General features: G+C 61.1%; 15 protein-coding genes and 1 pseudogene. 10 read left to right on the forward strand and 6 right to left on the reverse strand.

Annotation, left to right across the window (positions count from 1 at the left end):
- Positions 1 to 187 precede the first annotated feature (187 nt).
- A complete protein-coding gene (locus HJC00_RS16085) occupies positions 188 to 835 on the forward strand; it encodes a MarC family protein (RefSeq protein ID WP_210631369.1) in 648 nt (215 codons plus the stop codon).
- A 103-nt stretch (positions 836 to 938) separates the two neighbouring features.
- Here HJC00_RS16085 and HJC00_RS16090 read toward each other — a convergent pair whose 3' ends face one another.
- Positions 939 to 1,454: a single-stranded DNA-binding protein gene (locus HJC00_RS16090; protein ID WP_210631370.1), complete on the reverse strand. Its 516-nt coding sequence runs from the start codon at positions 1,452 to 1,454 to the stop codon at positions 939 to 941.
- A 282-nt stretch (positions 1,455 to 1,736) separates the two neighbouring features.
- On the opposite strand from HJC00_RS16090, the gene uvrA reads away from it, so the two are divergent.
- The 3 genes and pseudogenes from uvrA to HJC00_RS16100 all read left to right on the forward strand — a co-directional run bounded on the left by uvrA (position 1,737) and on the right by HJC00_RS16100 (position 5,635).
- Complete coding sequence (uvrA, locus tag HJC00_RS16095; protein WP_210631371.1) at positions 1,737 to 4,658, forward strand: excinuclease ABC subunit UvrA; 2,922 nt, start codon at positions 1,737 to 1,739, stop codon at positions 4,656 to 4,658.
- 30 nt (positions 4,659 to 4,688) lie between these two features.
- Positions 4,689 to 4,805 (forward strand): annotated as a pseudogene (locus HJC00_RS32620) (GNAT family N-acetyltransferase); the annotation flags it as partial.
- 23 nt (positions 4,806 to 4,828) lie between these two features.
- On the forward strand, positions 4,829 to 5,635 hold the full coding sequence (locus tag HJC00_RS16100; RefSeq protein WP_221155068.1) for a DUF72 domain-containing protein: 807 nt from the start codon (positions 4,829 to 4,831) through the stop codon (positions 5,633 to 5,635).
- 21 nt (positions 5,636 to 5,656) lie between these two features.
- On the opposite strand, the gene HJC00_RS16105 is transcribed toward HJC00_RS16100, so the two are convergent.
- On the reverse strand, positions 5,657 to 7,129 hold the full coding sequence (locus tag HJC00_RS16105) for an NAD(P)H-hydrate dehydratase (RefSeq protein WP_221164350.1): 1,473 nt from the start codon (positions 7,127 to 7,129) through the stop codon (positions 5,657 to 5,659).
- On the opposite strand from HJC00_RS16105, the gene HJC00_RS16110 reads away from it, so the two are divergent.
- The 4 genes from HJC00_RS16110 to hspQ all read left to right on the forward strand — a co-directional run bounded on the left by HJC00_RS16110 (position 7,122) and on the right by hspQ (position 9,787).
- Entirely contained in the window at positions 7,122 to 7,499 is a 378-nt protein-coding gene (locus HJC00_RS16110; RefSeq protein WP_210631723.1) for a hypothetical protein, read from the forward strand. The genes HJC00_RS16105 and HJC00_RS16110 overlap by 8 nt on opposite strands.
- Positions 7,474 to 7,812 (forward strand): P-II family nitrogen regulator, encoded by a 339-nt coding sequence (locus tag HJC00_RS16115; RefSeq protein WP_003539626.1) that lies wholly within the window; start codon positions 7,474 to 7,476, stop codon positions 7,810 to 7,812. Before HJC00_RS16110 ends, HJC00_RS16115 begins: the two co-directional genes overlap by 26 nt.
- A 78-nt stretch (positions 7,813 to 7,890) precedes the next feature.
- Positions 7,891 to 9,300 (forward strand): type I glutamate--ammonia ligase, encoded by a 1,410-nt coding sequence (glnA, locus tag HJC00_RS16120; protein ID WP_210631374.1) that lies wholly within the window; start codon positions 7,891 to 7,893, stop codon positions 9,298 to 9,300.
- A 157-nt stretch (positions 9,301 to 9,457) separates the two neighbouring features.
- Complete coding sequence (gene hspQ / locus HJC00_RS16125) at positions 9,458 to 9,787, forward strand: heat shock protein HspQ (RefSeq protein ID WP_210631375.1); 330 nt, start codon at positions 9,458 to 9,460, stop codon at positions 9,785 to 9,787.
- A 374-nt stretch (positions 9,788 to 10,161) separates the two neighbouring features.
- On the opposite strand, the gene HJC00_RS16130 is transcribed toward hspQ, so the two are convergent.
- Complete coding sequence (locus tag HJC00_RS16130) at positions 10,162 to 10,815, reverse strand: invasion associated locus B family protein (protein WP_210631376.1); 654 nt, start codon at positions 10,813 to 10,815, stop codon at positions 10,162 to 10,164.
- Positions 10,816 to 11,090: 275 nt separating this feature from the next.
- Between HJC00_RS16130 and HJC00_RS16135 the strand changes: the two genes are divergently transcribed.
- Positions 11,091 to 12,893: an extracellular solute-binding protein gene (locus tag HJC00_RS16135; protein WP_221164351.1), complete on the forward strand. Its 1,803-nt coding sequence runs from the start codon at positions 11,091 to 11,093 to the stop codon at positions 12,891 to 12,893.
- A gap of 60 nt (positions 12,894 to 12,953) precedes the next feature.
- On the forward strand, positions 12,954 to 13,625 hold the full coding sequence (locus HJC00_RS16140) for a DsbA family oxidoreductase (protein WP_210631378.1): 672 nt from the start codon (positions 12,954 to 12,956) through the stop codon (positions 13,623 to 13,625).
- 71 nt (positions 13,626 to 13,696) lie between these two features.
- Here the strand turns inward: HJC00_RS16140 and HJC00_RS16145 are convergent, their stop codons facing one another.
- From HJC00_RS16145 to HJC00_RS16155, 3 genes are read right to left on the reverse strand one after another with little or no spacing between them, the layout of a single operon-like run.
- On the reverse strand, positions 13,697 to 14,164 hold the full coding sequence (locus HJC00_RS16145; protein WP_221164352.1) for an OsmC family protein: 468 nt from the start codon (positions 14,162 to 14,164) through the stop codon (positions 13,697 to 13,699).
- A gap of 15 nt (positions 14,165 to 14,179) precedes the next feature.
- Positions 14,180 to 17,683 (reverse strand): transcription-repair coupling factor, encoded by a 3,504-nt coding sequence (gene mfd, locus HJC00_RS16150; protein WP_210631380.1) that lies wholly within the window; start codon positions 17,681 to 17,683, stop codon positions 14,180 to 14,182.
- On the reverse strand, positions 17,680 to 17,985 hold the full coding sequence (locus tag HJC00_RS16155) for a succinate dehydrogenase assembly factor 2 (protein WP_210631381.1): 306 nt from the start codon (positions 17,983 to 17,985) through the stop codon (positions 17,680 to 17,682). Before HJC00_RS16155 ends, mfd begins: the two co-directional genes overlap by 4 nt.
- Positions 17,986 to 18,066: the final 81 nt, after the last annotated feature.

Consider the following 18,066-nt stretch of genomic DNA (forward strand, 5'->3'; position numbering starts at 1 on the left):
CTGTTCCCGCGCCAATTTCTGAGCGCGTTTTGAACAGGCTTTTGCGGCCGAAAAAGGGTAAAGCACCGGAGTTGTGCGGCCGGACCGGACAAATCCGCCGCAGGCCGCCGCGGCACATTTGCCAAATCCAAATCCCAGCTTCACAATCGCAGTAAATCACACACCCATATGGGCTTTGGGAGAGACGATGGCAAGCGCCGACCAATTGATCAACGCCTTCACGACGCTTCTCGTCACCATCGATCCCCCAGGGCTGGCGCCGCTGTTCCTGGGGTTGACAACCGGCATGAGCAGAGCCCAGCGCACGCAGGTGGCGCTGCGCGGTTCGACGATCGCCTTCATCATCCTCGCGGTCTTTGCGCTGTTCGGCGCCGGCGTGCTCGGCGTGCTCGGCATCTCGATCGGCGCCTTCCGCATCGCCGGCGGGCTGCTGCTCTTCTGGATTGCCTTCGAAATGGTCTTCGAGAAGCGGCAGGACCGCAAGGAGAAGGCGACCGAGGTGGCGATCACCAAGGATCATATCGAAAATGTCGCCGTCTTTCCCCTCGCCTTGCCGCTGATCGCCGGCCCTGGGGCGATCTCGGCGACGATCCTGCTTGCCGGGACGCTCGCGACCTCGATCGGAAAGTTGCAACTGATCGGCGTCCTTGCCGCCAATCTGCTGCTGACCTTCGTCATGCTGCTCGTCGCCGAACGGCTCGACCGTTTCCTTGGCGTCACCGGCCGGGCAATCCTGACACGGCTGCTCGGCGTCATCCTCGCCGCGCTTGCGGCGCAATTCGTCGTCGACGGGGCAAAATCGGCGCTCAATCTGATCAGCGCGACGCCGCACTGACAAGGCGCCGACTGAAGCAATTGCAGTCGGAAAGCAGAGAGAGCATGGTGCCGCTCAGGACACCATGCTCTCAGCTGCTTATAAAGTCAGGAACCGCGATCGATCAGAACGGGATGTCGTCGTCGAGATCGCGCGAGAAGTTGCCTCCGCCACCGCCGCGGTTCGACGATGAGGACGACGCCGGGGCTCCGTAATCGTCGCCGTAATCATTGTTGCTGCTGCCGCCGCGGCCGCCGCCGAAGCCGGAGCTCGCACCGCCGCCCTCGCCGCGTCCATCCAGCATGGTCAGCGTCGAATTGAAGCCCTGCAGCACCACTTCCGTCGAATAACGGTCCTGGCCCTGCTGGTCCTGCCATTTGCGGGTCTGCAGCTGGCCTTCGATATAGAGCTTGGCGCCCTTCTTCACATATTGCTCGACGACCTTGCAGAGGCCTTCGTTGAAGACGACGACAGTGTGCCATTCGGTCTTTTCGCGGCGTTCGCCGGAATTGCGGTCGCGCCAGGTCTCCGAGGTCGCGATACGGAGATTGGCGATCGGCCGGCCATCCTGAGTGCGGCGGATTTCGGGATCTGCACCCACGTTTCCAACCAGAATTACCTTGTTCACGCTACCAGCCATGCTTCTCACCCTGCCTGCCGCCCTGCCCGGCGGCGTTAATCGATCAGCGCACCTTAAACCATCGCGGACCGCCAATGCGCGTAAACGGTCGTTCATCCACATGTTTATCCATCAGAAAGCCGCATGCATTCATCAGGAATTTTGTTCTTTATTTGTTCTAGTTTATCCGTATGATCCTGTCAACAGAATCGAAAACCTTGAAGCTTCCCGGATATTCAGCCTCGACTCGCCCGCCGGCATCACTAAATAAGGGCTGTTACCCAGAAAACCAAAGCAGAGACGATGAGCGAACTGAAGACGATCTCCATCCGCGGCGCGCGCGAGCATAATCTGAAGAGCATCGATCTCGATCTGCCGCGCAACAAGCTGATCGTCATGACCGGTCTGTCGGGCTCGGGCAAATCCTCGCTCGCCTTCGACACTATCTATGCCGAGGGCCAGCGGCGCTATGTCGAAAGCCTGTCGGCCTATGCCCGGCAGTTCCTCGAAATGATGCAGAAGCCCGATGTCGACCAGATCGACGGGCTGTCGCCTGCCATCTCGATCGAGCAGAAGACCACGTCGCGTAACCCGCGCTCGACGGTCGGCACCGTCACCGAGATCTATGACTATATGCGCCTGCTCTTTGCCCGCGTCGGCGTTCCCTATTCGCCGGCGACCGGCCTGCCGATCGAGAGCCAGACCGTCAGCCAGATGGTCGACCGCATCCTCGCTTTTGGCGAAGGCACCCGTCTTTATATTCTCGCGCCGCTCGTGCGCGGCCGCAAGGGCGAATACAAGAAGGAACTGGCGGAGCTGATGAAGAAGGGCTTCCAGCGCGTCAAGATCGACGGCCAGTTCTACGAAATCGCCGAGGCGCCTGTTCTCGACAAGAAATACAAGCACGACATCGACGTGGTCGTCGACCGCATCGTCGTGCGCCCCGATGTGTCGGCGCGCCTGGCCGACAGCCTGGAGACCTGCCTGAAACTCGCCGACGGGCTGGCAGTCGCCGAATTCGCCGACAAGCCGCTGCCGCCGGAGGAAACGTCGGCCGGCGGCTCGGCCAACAAGTCGCTGAACGAAACGCATGAGCGCGTGTTGTTTTCGGAGAAGTTCGCCTGCCCGGTCTCGGGCTTTACCATTCCGGAAATCGAGCCCCGCCTCTTCTCGTTCAACAACCCCTTCGGCGCCTGCCCGACCTGCGATGGTCTCGGCGCCCAGCAGAAGATCGACCCGGATCTGATCGTGCCCGAACCGGAGCGCACCTTGCGCGACGGGGCGATCGCCCCCTGGGCCAAGTCGACCTCGCCCTATTATAATCAGACGCTGGAGGCGCTCGGCAAACATTACGGCTTCAAGCTCGGCACCCGCTGGAACGATCTTTCCGACGAGGCCAAGGATGTGATCCTCAACGGCACCGACGACAAGATCGAATTCCATTACGCCGACGGCGCCCGTTCCTATACGACGCACAAGAACTTCGAGGGCATCATCACCAATCTCGAGCGCCGCTGGAAGGAGACGGATTCCGCCTGGGCGCGCGAGGATATCGAGCGCTTCATGTCGGCCGCCCCCTGCCCGGCCTGCAACGGCTATCGCCTGAAGCCGGAAGCGCTGGCGGTGAAGATCAACAGGCTGCATATCGGCGAAGTGACCGAGATGTCGATCCGCGTCGCCCGCGACTGGTTCGAAACGCTGCCGGCGACCTTCAACGCCAAGCAGAACGAGATTGCCGTGCGGATCCTCAAGGAGATCCGCGACCGGCTGCGATTCCTCAACGATGTCGGCCTGGAATATCTCAGCCTGTCGCGCAATTCAGGCACGCTGTCGGGCGGCGAAAGCCAGCGCATCCGCCTCGCCTCGCAGATCGGCTCGGGCTTGACGGGCGTACTTTACGTGCTCGACGAGCCGTCGATTGGCCTGCATCAGCGCGACAATGCCCGATTGCTCGACACGCTGAAGCACCTGCGCGATATCGGCAATACCGTGATCGTCGTCGAGCATGACGAGGATGCCATCCTGACGGCCGATGACGTCGTCGACATCGGTCCCGCGGCTGGTATCCATGGGGGGCAGGTCATCGCCCATGGCACGCCGCGGGATATCATGGACAATCCGAAGTCGCTGACCGGCAAATATCTCTCGGGCGAACTCGGCGTTCCGGTTCCGGACGAGCGCCGCAAGCCGAAGAAGGGTCGCGAGATCAAGGTCGTCGGCGCGCGCGGCAACAATCTGAAGAACGTCACCGCCTCGATCCCGCTCGGCGTCTTTACGGCGGTGACCGGCGTTTCCGGCGGCGGCAAGTCCACCTTCCTGATCGAGACGCTGTATAAATCAGCGGCGCGCCGCGTCATGGGCGCGCGCGAAATTCCGGCCGACCACGACCGCATCGACGGTTTCGAGCATATCGACAAGGTGATCGATATCGACCAGTCGCCGATCGGCCGCACACCGCGCTCGAATCCGGCGACCTATACCGGCGCCTTCACGCCGATCCGCGACTGGTTCGCCGGCCTGCCGGAAGCCAAGGCGCGCGGCTACCAGCCGGGCCGCTTCTCCTTCAACGTCAAGGGCGGCCGCTGCGAGGCCTGTCAGGGCGACGGCGTCATCAAGATCGAGATGCACTTCCTGCCCGATGTCTATGTCACCTGCGACGTCTGCCACGGCAAGCGCTATAACAGAGAGACGCTCGACGTCACCTTCAAGCAGAAGTCGATCGCCGACGTGCTCGACATGACGGTAGAGGAAGGCGTCGATTTCTTTGCGGCGGTACCTGCCGTGCGCGACAAGCTGCAATCGCTGAAGGATGTCGGCCTCGGTTACATCAAGGTCGGCCAACAGGCCAATACGCTCTCTGGCGGCGAAGCGCAGCGCGTCAAGCTCGCCAAGGAGCTGTCGAAACGCTCGACCGGACGCACGCTCTATATTCTCGACGAGCCAACGACCGGCCTGCATTTCCATGACGTCGCCAAGCTCCTGGAAATGCTGCACGAGCTCGTCAACCAGGGCAACTCCGTCGTGGTGATCGAGCACAATCTCGAAGTCATCAAGACGGCAGACTGGGTGCTCGATTTCGGCCCCGAGGGCGGCGATGGCGGCGGCGAGATCGTCGCGACCGGCACACCGGAAGCGATCGTCAGGGAAAAGCGCTCCTATACCGGCCAGTTCCTGAAGGAATTGCTGGAGCGGCGGCCGGCGAAGAAGGCGGTCGCGGCGGAATGACGATGAGGTTGGCGTCGCCCGACGATCTCCAAACGGACTATCGCGCTTTATAGTGTCTTCGGGTTCCGGAAAACGGGTCGCCGACCGAACCCTTATCGGCCAGGATGGACGCTGATCGACATGACGAAAGAGATTCATGCGGCCTGACCGCTGCGAACTGGGAGGACGACATGACGAAATCCGGCACTATCCGCACCGGCATCGGCGGCTGGACCTTCGAGCCCTGGCGCGGGCATTTCTTTCCCGCCGACCTGAAACAGAAGGACGAGCTGCATTATGCCAGCCGTCAGTTGAAGGTCATCGAGGTCAACGGCACCTATTACAGCACACAGAAACCGGCGGTCTTTGCCAAATGGGCGGCTGACGTGCCAGAGGGTTTCATCTTTTCGCTGAAGGCCACTCGCTTCGTCACCAATCGGCGGGTGCTCGCGGAAGCCGGTGAATCGATGGAGCGGTTCCTCACATCCGGAATCAGCGAGCTCGGCGATCACCTCGGGCCGCTGCTCTGGCAATTCGCGCCGACGAAGAAATTCGATCCGGACGATTTCGAGGCTTTCCTGAAGCTGCTTCCGGCGAAACAGGATGGGCTAGCGCTCCGTCACGTGGTCGAAGTGCGGCATGATTCCTTCAAGGTGCCGGAATTCGTTGCTCTTCTTGCCAAATACGGCGTGGCGCCGGTTTGTGCCGAACATTTCGAATATCCGATGATCGCCGATGTGACGGCCGATTTCGTCTATGCCAGGCTGCAGAAGGGATCGGACGATATCCCGACCTGCTATCCCGATAAGGATCTGAAGGCCTGGGCAAAGCGGCTCGAGACCTGGGCCGAGGGCAAGGTCCCGGACGATCTGCCGCTGATCGACGGGAAGCGCCAGGTGAAGGCGGAGCCGCGCGACGTCTTCGCCTTCATGATCCACGAGGGCAAGGTCAATGCGCCGCACGGGGCGATCGCCCTGCAGCAGTTGCTGGCGAAATAGGCGATTAGGACTTAGCCCGAGCTAAAGCGGCAAGACCTCGACCGCGAGCTCTTCCGCCGTCAGCCCCTTGCCGGCGCGCTGGCCAGCCTCTCCGTGCAGCCACACGCCGGCTGCCGCAGCCTCGAAAGTCGGCAGGCCCTGGGCAAGCAGTCCGCCGATGATGCCGGCAAGCACATCGCCGGAACCTGCGGTGGCAAGCCAGACAGGCGCATTGGTGTTGATGAGCGCGCGCCCGTCCGGCGAGGCGATGACGGTATCGGCGCCCTTATAGACGATCGCGGCATTGGCGCGGCGGGCAGCCGCCACCGCCTTGTCCACCTTCCCCAGTGTTTCGTCGCCGCAGATATCCGGAAAAAGCCGCGAAAATTCGCCCTCGTGCGGCGTCAGCACCAGACGCGGCTCGCCGCGGAACAGGTCGAAAAGCTGTTGCGGATCGTCCTTGAAGGAAGAGATGCCGTCGGCATCGAGCACCAGCCGGCGATCGGCAAGCGCGGTGACGAAGCCGCGGGCTTTCGCGCCGACACCGAAGCCGGGGCCGAGGACGAAGGTCTGCAGCCGCTTGTCGGACAGCCACTCTGCCAGATCTGCCTCGTCGTCGACTGCATGCAGCATGACGGCTGTGAGATGCGCGGCATTGGCGGCTATCGCTGCACCGGGTGCGGCGATCGTTACCAGGCCGGCGCCGGCCTTCAGGCCGGAGACCGCCGACATGCGCGCAGCCCCGGTCTTGTCGGCCTCGCCCGAAAAAACGACCATATGACCGCGCTTGTATTTGTGGGTTTCCAGCTGCTCGGCCGGCAGCACGCCCTTCCAGGCGTCAGGTGTGTTCTCGGCGATAGCGCCGCCCGCCTCAGCCCGGATGATCCGGGCGGGAATGCCGATGTCGAAGACCTCCAACTCGCCGCAAAGCTCCCTGCCCGGCATCAGAAGATGGCCGGGCTTGCGGGTCATGAAGGTGATGGTGTTGCGAGCCTGGAAGGCAGCACCCAGCACCTTGCCGGTGCGGCCATCCACGCCGGAGGGCAGATCGATGGCGAGCACCGCGATACCGGCCTCGGCGACGCGCTTGATCAAGTCAACCACATCGGCCGGCACCGCGCGCCCGAGCCCTACTCCGAACAGACCGTCGATGACGACATCGCCGGCTTCCGGCCGGTATAGGCCGAGCTCCTGCCCCTTCAACGCGCAGCCGGCCCGAGCGCGGGCAGCGTCAGCCTTCAGCTTTGTGGGATCGCCGAGATGGAAAAGCGCCACGGTCGCTCCGCTCTCTCGCAGATGCCTTGCCGCGACATAGGCATCACCCCCATTGTTGCCGGGACCGCAGAGCACGACGAAACGCAACGCCCCGGGATGAAGCCTGAGCGCGGCGGCCGCGGCGGCAGCCCCTGCTCTTTCCATCAGGCCGAAGGAATCGATTCCCGAAGCAGCCGCGGCCACATCGATGGCGCTCATTTCGGCAGGCGTTACCAGAAGGTGGGGGAGATGGTTGCTCATCCGCCTATTCAATTCAAAAAACGCACAAAAAACAACCGTCTGCATTGGCGCGAAGAAGATCGAAATTTATGCATTCGCCTATCATTTAATCGCCTCGCAACCTGCTTTCGCAACTGAAGGAAAAGCCGGGTTTTTCGATATTGCGACGAATTTTCTTCGATGGCTGATGTTTTTCCACCTTTCCGTTCACCAAATCGACATCAAATTCCCCGCAGACGCGCCGGTTTCGGCAAAATCGACGTCTTTTTTCGATAAGACGGATTTCAAACTGGCACGATATCTGCATCATATCCGCGAGCGGGAACATCCCTGCCATAACAGGAGAAGCGGAGAGACATTTTCTCATGAAAAAGATCGAAGCGATCATTAAGCCCTTCAAGCTGGACGAAGTGAAGGAAGCCCTTCAGGAAGTCGGCCTGCAGGGTATCACAGTCACGGAAGCCAAGGGCTTCGGTCGTCAGAAGGGCCACACGGAACTCTACCGCGGCGCCGAATACGTCGTCGACTTCCTGCCGAAGGTGAAAGTTGAGGTGGTGCTGGCCGACGAGAACGCCGAGGCGGTCATCGACGCGATCCGCAAGGCGGCTCAAACCGGTCGCATCGGCGACGGCAAAATCTTCGTATCCAATGTCGAAGAGGTTATCCGCATCCGTACCGGCGAGACCGGCATCGATGCCATCTGACCACTTTGCCAAGCGCGCAAAGTCCGATAGCGTCATCGCGCCCACCTATTGTTATCACAAATTGGAGGAAGGTATTTAATGGCGACCGCAAGCGAAATTCTGAAGCAGATCCAGGAAAACGACGTCAAGTTCGTCGATCTGCGCTTCACCGACCCGAAGGGCAAGCTGCAGCATGTCACAATGGACGTTGCCAGCGTCGACGAGGACATGTTCGCTGACGGCGTGATGTTCGACGGCTCTTCGATCGGTGGCTGGAAGGCCATCAACGAGTCCGACATGGTGCTGATGCCCGACACCGAAACGGTGCATATGGACCCGTTCTTCGCTCAGTCGACCATGGTCATCGTCTGCGACATTCTCGATCCTGTCTCCGGCGAAGCCTATAACCGCGATCCGCGCGGCACTGCCAAGAAGGCCGAAGCCTATCTCAAGGCATCAGGCATCGGCGACACGATCTTTGTCGGCCCGGAAGCCGAGTTCTTCGTCTTCGACGACGTCAAGTACAAGGCCGATCCCTATAATACCGGCTTCAAGCTCGATTCGACCGAACTGCCGTCGAACGACGACACCGATTACGAAACCGGCAACCTCGGTCACCGCCCGCGCGTCAAGGGCGGCTATTTCCCGGTTCCGCCTGTTGACAGCGCCCAGGACATGCGTTCGGAAATGCTGACGGTGCTCTCCGAGATGGGCGTTGTCGTCGAAAAGCACCACCATGAAGTCGCCGCCGCCCAGCACGAACTCGGCATCAAGTTCGATACGCTGGTGCGCAACGCAGACAAGATGCAGATCTACAAATATGTCGTGCATCAGGTGGCCAACGCTTACGGCAAGACCGCGACCTTCATGCCGAAGCCGATCTTCGGCGACAACGGCTCGGGCATGCACGTGCACCAGTCGATCTGGAAGGGCGGCAAGCCGACTTTCGCCGGCGACGAATATGCCGGCCTCTCCGAGACCTGCCTGTTCTACATCGGCGGCATCATCAAGCACGCCAAGGCGATCAATGCCTTCACCAATCCGTCGACGAACTCCTACAAGCGTCTCGTCCCGGGTTATGAAGCGCCTGTCCTGCTCGCCTATTCTGCGCGCAACCGTTCGGCCTCCTGCCGCATTCCGTTCGGCTCCAACCCGAAGGCCAAGCGCGTCGAAGTCCGCTTCCCGGATCCGACCGCCAACCCCTATCTCGCCTTCGCCGCCATGCTGATGGCCGGCCTCGACGGCATCAAGAACAAGATCCATCCCGGCAAGGCCATGGACAAGGATCTCTACGACCTGCCGCCGAAGGAACTGAAGAAAATCCCGACCGTCTGCGGCAGCCTGCGCGAAGCGCTCGAAAGCCTCGACAAGGACCGCAAGTTCCTGACAGCAGGCGGCGTCTTCGACGATGACCAGATCGATGCCTTCATCGAGCTGAAAATGGCAGAAGTAATGCGTTTCGAAATGACGCCGCATCCGGTCGAATACGACATGTATTATTCGGCCTGATCGGCCGTAACACGGAAAGTCCCGGTCCGCCGGGACTTTCACCTCCCCGGTCATGAACGGCAGAAGGAGGATATGACGTTCATGTGACGCGCTGGTGCAAAAATCTTGATTTGCACCGCACCAATCACCAAATTTGGTGATGAAAGGAAGTCGTACCATGAAAGAAAGAATAGCAAAGTTCAGTATCGGCGAAGTGGTCCGGCACAAGGTTTTTCCGTTTCGCGGCGTCATCTTCGACGTTGATCCGGAATTCGCGAATACGGAGGAATGGTGGAATTCCATTCCGGCCGAGGTGCGGCCGAGCAAGGACCAGCCCTTCTACCACCTGCTCGCCGAAAACGAGGAAAGCGAATATGTCGCTTATGTCTCCGAGCAGAACCTGGTGAACGACGAAAGCGGCACGCCGCTTCGCAACCCGCAGATTTACCAGATCTTCGATCAGGCGCCGTCGGGGCAGTTCAAGCCCAAGATGAGCTTCGCTCACTAGATCAGACGTGCGGATCGGTCAATCAAGGCCTCGCCTCTCCCAGCGAGGCCTTTTCTTTTGACGCGAAATCCAGTTGCCAGGTTAAACTGCTGACAATTCCCGCCAATTTCTCTTTTGCTTTGGCTGGCAAGGCCCCCCATCCGGCTGCCGCCACCTTCTCCCGATCGCGGGTAGACGGGACATGCCGCAAGCTCTCGGTCCCCCTCAACGCCTCGCAGGGCACGTCCCCTCTCGCCGTCAGAACGGGGAGGTTAGGGTGAGGGGCAAATCGCCGGTGCGAACCAGACAGCCATGGCTCAAGGCCGAGGAGATAGAGGCTTACCAATAAAAAAACCCGGCCTGAAGCCGGGTTTCTATTCAAAATGGCGGCAGGATCACTGCGCCTTGGCTGCCTTCTGGGCGTCTTCCAGTTTCTTGCGAGTTTCCTCGGCCTTCTTCTGCATGCTTTCCTGCAGGCTACGCTGGGTGTCGGCGAGCTTGGATTCGGAAACCGGTTCGCCGTCATAAGCGCCGGTGAAGCCTTCGAGCGAGATCTTGATCGGGTTCGGAGCGCGGCGGAAGTTGATCGAGGTGAAGACCACGTCGCTGCCCTTCTTGAGGCTGGCGATCATCGCGTCGGTCAACGGAACTTCAGCCGTGCACTTGTCCGGCAGGCAGATGACATAATCGAGCTTCTGCCCCTTGCCGCCGTCGATCTGCATGCTGATGCCAGGCGGGATGAGACGCGCGCTCTGGACCGAAACCTGCAGGAGCTTGCGGTTGATCTTGCCGGTAACCGAGATAAGGCCGACGGCCGTGACGAGCTGGCCGCCATTGGCGAGGATCAGGTTCTGGACGACGCAAACGTCGTTATCTTCCTGCTTGCTGCAGGTCTTGTACCAGCCGAGCTTGGGCGAGCCGACGCCCTGGGCTGGGCCCTGTGCCGCCGCATCCTGGGCGAAGGAGGAGACCGGAGCCGAAGCGGCGCCGAACATCACTGCCAGAACGGACAGTGCTGCCCGCATTTTCTTTTCAGACTTGAACATCATAACGAATTCCGTCTCCTGATATCCGTTCGGAGCAGCGACGTGCCACCCCAACCATCGGGTCGTTCGGCACTCCACCTCATGGAAAAATAAGGCAAATGCATGACCCCGAAACTTCGGGTTCACCTGTTACATCGCAGCGTTCAAGATATCCAGCTTTTCTTTGGCAATTTCATCGACAGGCCAAAGAAATCGCGCCTGCGTGTTGGAATCGGTCGACCCCATGCTAATCTCGCGATGAATCATGCACTTATTTTTCGCGGATCAAGGATTGCCGAATGCTCCGGATCATCGTCACCGTCGTCCTCTCCTTGCTATGCAGCGCCGTCGCCGCAGAGCCGCTGCACGGCATCGCGATGCATGGCGAGCCGGCCTTGCCGCCTGACTATAAGCACCTTCCCTACGTCAATCCCGACGTGAAAAAAGGCGGCAAGATCACCTATGGCGTCGTCGGTACCTTCGACAACCTCAATCCGTTCATCCTGAAGAGCATGCGCACGACGGCGCGCGGCATGTGGGATCCGGAATATGGAAACCTCGTCTACGAATCGCTGATGCAGCGCTCCCGTGACGAGCCATTCACACTTTACGGCCTGCTTGCCGAAACGGTCGAATGGGACGACGACAGGAGCTTCATCCAGTTCAACCTCAATCCGAAGGCGAAATGGTCCGACGGTCAGCCGGTGACGCCGGAGGACGTCATATTCACCTTCGAGCTGATGCGTGACAAGGGACGCGTGCCCTATTCCGAACGCTTAAAAGTCGTCGCTAAGATGGAGAAGGTTGGCGAACGCAGCGTGCGCTTCACTTTCAATGAGAAGGCTGACCGCGAGACGCCGCTGATTTTTGGTCTTTTTCCGGTGCTGCCGAAACATTTGGTCGATCCGGAAACCTTCGACCGCACCTCGCTGACGCCGCCGGTCGGTTCCGGTCCCTACAAGGTGAAGACGGTGAAACCCGGCGAGAGCATCACCTATGAGCGAGATCCAAATTACTGGGGTAAGGACATTCCCGCGAAGGTCGGCACTGACAATTACGATCAGATCACGGTTCAGTATTTCCTGCAGGACACAACGCTGTTCGAAGCCTTCAAGAAGGGCGATATCGACCTCTATCCTGACGGTAATCCCGGCCATTGGGCCAATGCCTACAATTTCCCCGCCGCCACCTCCGGGACCGTCATCAAGGATGTGTTCACGCCGAAACTGCCAAGCGGCATGCTCGGCTTCGTCTTCAATACTCGCCGGCCGATCTTTACCGATCCGAGGGTGCGCGAAGGCTTGTCGCTGGTGTTCGATTTCGAATGGGCGAACAGGAATCTCTATTCCGGCGCCTATAAGCGCACGCAGAGCTTCTGGCAGAACTCGGAACTCTCGAGCTTCGGCGTCCCCGCCAATGCGGCCGAGCTTGCGCTGCTCGGGCCGATCAAGGACAAAATCGCACCCGAAATTCTCGACGGCACCTATAAGCTGCCGGTTACCGACGGCTCCGGCCGTGACCGCAACGTGCTGAAGCAGGCGGTCGGATTATTGAAACAGGGCGGCTATACGATCCAGGGCGGCAAGATGGTCGACGCCTCCGGCCGCCAGCTCGCCTTCGAGATAATGACGCAGAATGCCGACCAGGAGAAGCTTGCCGTCGCCTATCAGCGTTCGCTGCAGACGATCGGCATTGCTGCTTCGATTCGCACAGTCGATGATTCGCAGTATCAGAGCCGGACGAACAGCTTCGATTATGACATGATCATCAAGTCCTATACTTCGTCGCTGTCGCCCGGAACCGAACAACTCGGCCGCTGGTCTTCGGCAGCGCGCACTCAGGAGGGCAAGGATAGCTTTGCCGGCGCCAATGATCCCGATCTCGACACGCTGATCGATCACGTATTGCGAGCACGCTCGAACGAGGATTTCACTGCCGCGGTGCGCTCTTACGACCGGTTGCTACTATCCAGTCATTACGTGCTGCCGCTCTATCATATGGACCAGCAATGGGTTGCCCGCAGCAAGCGCATCGGCCATCCCGACACGGTACCGCTTTACGGTTACCAGCTGCCGGTCTGGTGGGATACAAGCGCCCAATAGAAGCGGCCGCAACACTTTGGCCCTATGTCTCGTCCGGAGACACACAGAAGGAACATCATCATGGAGCGCATCACCATCGACGTCGTCTCGGATGTCGTCTGCCCCTGGTGCTATCTCGGCAAGGCGCGGCTGGAGCTCGCCATCGCCGAAGTGCAGGACGAGATCGGCGTCGACATCAACTGGCGGCCGTACCGGCTCAATCCCGACTATCCCAAGGAAGGCGTCGACCAGAAGAAGGCGCTCGCTCAGAAGCTCGGCGGCGAGGAGCGCGTGGCGCAGGCGCACAAGATGCTCACCGACTACGGCCGCGAGGTCGGCATCGCCTTCGATTTCGAGGCGATCAACATCGGCCCGAACACGCTCGACGCCCACCGGCTGATCCACTGGGCGATGATCGAGGGCCGCGAGAAGCAGGACAAGGTGGTTACGGCGCTGTTCAAGGCGAATTTCGAGGAAGGCCGCAATGTCGGCGACCACGCGGTGCTGCTCGATATCGCCGAGAAAGCCGGCCTCGACCGCTCGGTCATCGCCTCGCTGCTCGCCTCCGATGCCGACAGCAACCTTATCGTCGCCGAAATCACCGCGGCACAGGAAATGGGCGTCAACGGCGTGCCCTTCTTCATCTTCGACCAGCAATATGCCGTCAGCGGCGCCCAGACACCCGATGTGCTGGCAAATGCGCTGCGCGATATTGCCAAGGCGAAGGCGGAGGCGCGATCGGGCCTCAACTGAGGCCGGCTGTGCGGATCGAGATCGAAGAGCCGCGCCAGGGTAAAACTCCGGGGCTTCCGGTTTGGCGCCGTTCAGCCCAGAACCGGAATGCAACGCACCTCAGTCTTCACCGAATTGGCGATGAAACATTCGTCATGGGCGCGATGATGCAGGGCTTCCAACTCGCTGAGCGAAGGCTGCTTTTCGCCGCTGAAGACGACACGTGGCCTCAGCGTCACGACAGTCATGGCGAGACGGCCTTCGGCATTCTTCTCCATCACACCCTCGGCGGTATCGGTGTAGCTGTCGACGCAAAAGCCCTGTTTGGCGGCAATCGACAAGAACCAGAGCATGTGACAGCTCGAAAGCGAGGCGACGAAAGCCTCCTCCGGATCGACCGCATCCTCGGCGGAATAGGGCAACGGAACCACATGCGAGGATGAGGAGGCCCTCACCTCGATGCCGCCGTCGAAGGTCCAGCGATGGACGCGGCTGTAGCGGTTGTCGGTGAAGATCTCGTCGTTGCGCTGCCAGGCGATTCTCGCGCCGTATGTCGCCATAGCCGTCTCCCTCTATTACTTGGCCATCTCGGCCAGTTGCGTCATGATGACTGCCGCGCCCTGCAAGCGCTTCTCAGGCGTCGGCAGGTCGCGGGTCAAGAACAGGCTGTGATCGGGACGAATCTTCGCCATCGTACCCTGCTTGCCGATATAGCCGACGAGATTTGCCGGGTTCGGGAATTCCTTGTTGCGGAACTGCACGACCACGCCCTTCGGGCCGGCATCGAGCTTTTCGACATTGGCGGTGCGGCAGAGCGACTTGATGTAGACGATCTTCAGGAGATGCTGGACTTCGATCGGCATCGGCCCGAAGCGGTCGATCATCTCGGCGCCGAAGCCATCGATCTCCTTGAGGTCGGTGATTTCGCCGAGTCGGCGGTAGAGCGCCATGCGCAGATGCAGGTCCGGCACGTAGTTCTCGGGGATCATCACCGTGGTGCCGACCGAAATTTGCGGCGACCAGCCGGTATCGTGGATTTCGTCGACACCCTTGACCTCGGCGACCGCCTCTTCCAGCATCTGCTGATAGAGTTCGAAGCCGACCTCCTTGATGTGGCCTGACTGCTCCTCGCCGAGCAGGTTGCCTGCGCCGCGAATATCGAGGTCGTGGCTTGCGAGTTGAAAGCCGGCACCGAGCGTATCGAGCGACTGCAGCACCTTCAGCCGGCGCTCGGCCGTCGCCGTCAGCACCTTGTTGACCGGCAGGGTGAAGAGCGCGAAAGCGCGCACCTTCGAACGGCCGACACGGCCGCGCAGCTGATAGAGTTGCGCGAGGCCGAACATATCGGCGCGGTGGACGATCAGCGTATTGGCCGTGGGGACGTCGAGGCCGGATTCGACGATGGTGGTCGACAACAGCACGTCATAGCGGCCTTCATAGAAGGCGTTCATGATGTCTTCGAGTTCGCCGGCCGGCATCTGGCCATGGGCGACGGCGACCTTCAGCTCCGGCACGTCGGACTGCAGGAAGGCGTGCACATCCGCGAGATCGGCAAGCCTCGGGCAGACATAGAAGCTCTGGCCGCCGCGATAGTGCTCGCGCATCAATGTCTCGCGAATGACCAGGCTGTCGAACGGCGAGATGAAGGTGCGCACCGCCATGCGGTCGACAGGCGGCGTGGTGATGAGCGACAGTTCGCGCACCCCGGTCATGGCAAGTTGCAGTGTGCGCGGGATCGGCGTTGCCGACAACGTCAGCACATGCACGTCGCTCTTCAGCTCCTTCAGCCGCTCCTTGTGCTTGACGCCGAAATGCTGTTCCTCGTCGATGACGAGCAGGCCGAGATTAGCGAATTTGATGCCGGCGCCAAGCAGCGCATGGGTGCCGACGACGATATCGGTCTTGCCTTCCGCGACTTCCTTCTTGGTCAGCGCCAGTTCTTTCGAGCCAACGAGGCGCGATGCCTGCTGAACGCGTACCGGCAGGCCGCGAAAACGCTCGGAAAAGGTTTTGAAATGCTGGCGGGCGAGCAACGTCGTCGGTACGACGACGGCGACCTGGACGCCGTTCATCGCCGCGACGAAGGCAGCGCGCAGGGCCACTTCGGTCTTGCCGAAACCGACATCGCCGCAGACGAGGCGGTCCATCGGCCGGCCGGCGCCGAGATCAGAGCGCACGGCGTCGATGGCGTTGTCCTGGTCTTCGGTCTCGTCATAGGGGAAGCGGGCGGCAAACTCGTCATACAGGCCATCCGGCGCCGTCAGAACAGGCGCATGACGCGTCAGGCGCTCGGCGGCGATGCGGATCAGCGCATCGGCCATGTCGAGCAGGCGCCGTTTGAGCTTGGCCTTGCGCATCTGCCAGGCGCCGCCGCCGAGCTTGTCGAGCTGGGCATCAGTGCCCTCGCCGCCGTAGCGCGAGAGAAGATCGATGTTTTCAACCGGCAGGAAGAGCTTGGCCTCGTCGGCATATTGCAGTTCGAGGCAGGCATGCGGGGCGCCCGCCGCTTCGATCGTCCGGAGGCCGATGAATCGGCCGATGCCATGTTCGGCGTGGACGACGATCGAACCTTCGTCGAGGCCGGCAACCTCGGCGATGAAATCGGCGGCGCGCTTGCGGCGCTTGGAGCGGCGAACCATGCGGTCGCCGAGAATATCCTGCTCGCCGATGACGACGAGCTCGCCCGCCTCGAAGCCGGATTCGAGATTGAGCACCGCAGCAGCGGCCTCGCCTTTCGCCAGCGAGCCGAGATCCTTCAGCGCCTCGACCGGCTTGACCTTTTCCAGCCCGTGTTCGTTCAGCACCTGCAGCAGGCGTTCCAGCGAGCCCTCGGTCCAGGCGGTGACGAGCACCTTCGCGCCGGCGGCGCGGCGGTCGGCTATATGCTTGACGACGACGTCGAAGATGTTGATGCGTTCGGCATCACCGCCGCCTTCGGCATTGGCGCGAGCCCAGCGCTGACCTTGGCGGGCTTCGACATTGATTACCCGCCTCGCCTCGCCCTCATGCTCGTTGAACGGGGTGATGCGGATCGCGCCGAGCGCGTCGAGCGTTTTGGCAAAAAGCTTGCTGTCGAGATAGAGCTGGCCCGGCGTCACCGGCTTGTAAGGCGTGCCCTGGGCCATCTGGCCCTTGGCCGGTTGGCCGGAATTCAGGCGGGCGTCGAAATAATCGAGGACGAGCTTGGAACGTTCCTCCGCCGCCTCGCGCACCGTATGGTCGGTAACGATGCGGAAGCCGCTGAGGTAATCGAAGACGGTATCGAGCTTCTCGTAGAAGAGCGGCAGCCAATGCTCCATGCCGGGATAGCGGCGGCCTTCGGAGACGGCGAGATAAAGCGCATCGTCACGCGTTGTCGCGCCGAAAGCGGAGAGATAGTTCTTGCGGAAGCGGCTGATCGTATCCGGGGTCAGCGTCACCTCGCTCATCGGGTTCAGATCGAGGGAACGCACCTGGCCCGTCGTGCGCTGGCTCGCCGGATCGAAGCTGCGGATACTCTCCAGCGTATCGCCGAAGAAATCGAGGCGCACCGGCTCTTCCGAACCCGGCACGAAGACGTCGAGAATGCCGCCGCGTACTGCGTATTCGCCCACTTCACGAACCGTTGCGACGCGATCGAAGCCATTGCGCTCCAGGCGCCCGGCAAGATCGTCCATGCGCAGCTGATTGCCGGGACGGGCCGAAAAACTCAGACTTTCGATGACATCCTGCGGCGCCACCTTCTGCAGCATGGCGTTGGCGGTGACGAGCACGATCGCGGCATGCGGCTTCTTGCGATGCGCGATGAGGCCGCCCAACGCGGCGAGCCGGCGGGCCGAGGTATCGGCGCTCGGCGAAACGCGGTCATAGGGCAGACAGTCCCAGGCCGGTAGGGTGAGAACCGGGATGTCGGGGGCGACGAAGCCGAGCATCTGTTCCAGATCGGCCATACGATGGCCGTCCGACATGACATAGGCGACGGGTTCTCCCGCTCGGGCAAGCTCGGCGAGCAGCAGCGGTTCGAGACCAGTAGGCACATTGCCGATCGTCAGCGGCTCGGCAATGGCCGCGAGCTTCTTCGCATCGAAACCAGGGATCATTCCGGCGTCCTGAGGGGCTTGTCGAAATCGGGCGTATAGGCGGCGAGGCGGGCAAACATCGGTGTCTGGAAACGCTCAGGCACCGGCCATGTTCCCATGATCCAGCGGACGAGATCATTGTCCTCTTCGGCCATGATCGTCTCGAGCTCGTCGAGTTCGGCTTCCGAAAGCGTCGCGATCTCGGCTTCGGCGAACTGGCCGAAGACCAGATCCATTTCGCGGATGCCGCGGTGCCAGCAGCGGAAGAGGATTCGGCGGCGGCGCGGGTCGAGACCGGCACTCGTGAGCGTGACACCTGTCATGGCATTACCTTCCTGTTGATGCGCCTCTATAGACCCTCGAAAGCGGCTTGTCAGCCTTGCCAAGGCCGCATTGTTCATCGC

It is taken from the genome of Rhizobium sp. NLR22b, assembly GCF_019685295.1.
Lineage (GTDB): Bacteria > Pseudomonadota > Alphaproteobacteria > Rhizobiales > Rhizobiaceae > Rhizobium.

What these genes read in the sequence shown, in the direction of transcription:
- uvrA (WP_210631371.1), top strand. Translation starts at nt 1,737, where the DNA reads ATGAGCGAACTGAAGACGATCTCCATCCGCGGCGCGCGCGAGCATAAT.
- HJC00_RS16140 (WP_210631378.1), top strand. Translation starts at nt 12,954, where the DNA reads ATGGAGCGCATCACCATCGACGTCGTCTCGGATGTCGTCTGCCCCTGG.
- glnA (WP_210631374.1), top strand. Translation starts at nt 7,891, where the DNA reads ATGGCGACCGCAAGCGAAATTCTGAAGCAGATCCAGGAAAACGACGTC.
- HJC00_RS16135 (WP_221164351.1), top strand. Translation starts at nt 11,091, where the DNA reads ATGCTCCGGATCATCGTCACCGTCGTCCTCTCCTTGCTATGCAGCGCC.
- HJC00_RS16155 (WP_210631381.1), bottom strand. Translation starts at nt 17,985, where the DNA reads ATGACAGGTGTCACGCTCACGAGTGCCGGTCTCGACCCGCGCCGCCGC.
- HJC00_RS16145 (WP_221164352.1), bottom strand. Translation starts at nt 14,164, where the DNA reads ATGGCGACATACGGCGCGAGAATCGCCTGGCAGCGCAACGACGAGATC.
- HJC00_RS16100 (WP_221155068.1), top strand. Translation starts at nt 4,829, where the DNA reads ATGACGAAATCCGGCACTATCCGCACCGGCATCGGCGGCTGGACCTTC.
- HJC00_RS16115 (WP_003539626.1), top strand. Translation starts at nt 7,474, where the DNA reads ATGAAAAAGATCGAAGCGATCATTAAGCCCTTCAAGCTGGACGAAGTG.
- HJC00_RS16130 (WP_210631376.1), bottom strand. Translation starts at nt 10,815, where the DNA reads ATGATGTTCAAGTCTGAAAAGAAAATGCGGGCAGCACTGTCCGTTCTG.
- hspQ (WP_210631375.1), top strand. Translation starts at nt 9,458, where the DNA reads ATGAAAGAAAGAATAGCAAAGTTCAGTATCGGCGAAGTGGTCCGGCAC.
- mfd (WP_210631380.1), bottom strand. Translation starts at nt 17,683, where the DNA reads ATGATCCCTGGTTTCGATGCGAAGAAGCTCGCGGCCATTGCCGAGCCG.
- HJC00_RS16085 (WP_210631369.1), top strand. Translation starts at nt 188, where the DNA reads ATGGCAAGCGCCGACCAATTGATCAACGCCTTCACGACGCTTCTCGTC.
- HJC00_RS16105 (WP_221164350.1), bottom strand. Translation starts at nt 7,129, where the DNA reads ATGAGCAACCATCTCCCCCACCTTCTGGTAACGCCTGCCGAAATGAGC.
- HJC00_RS16090 (WP_210631370.1), bottom strand. Translation starts at nt 1,454, where the DNA reads ATGGCTGGTAGCGTGAACAAGGTAATTCTGGTTGGAAACGTGGGTGCA.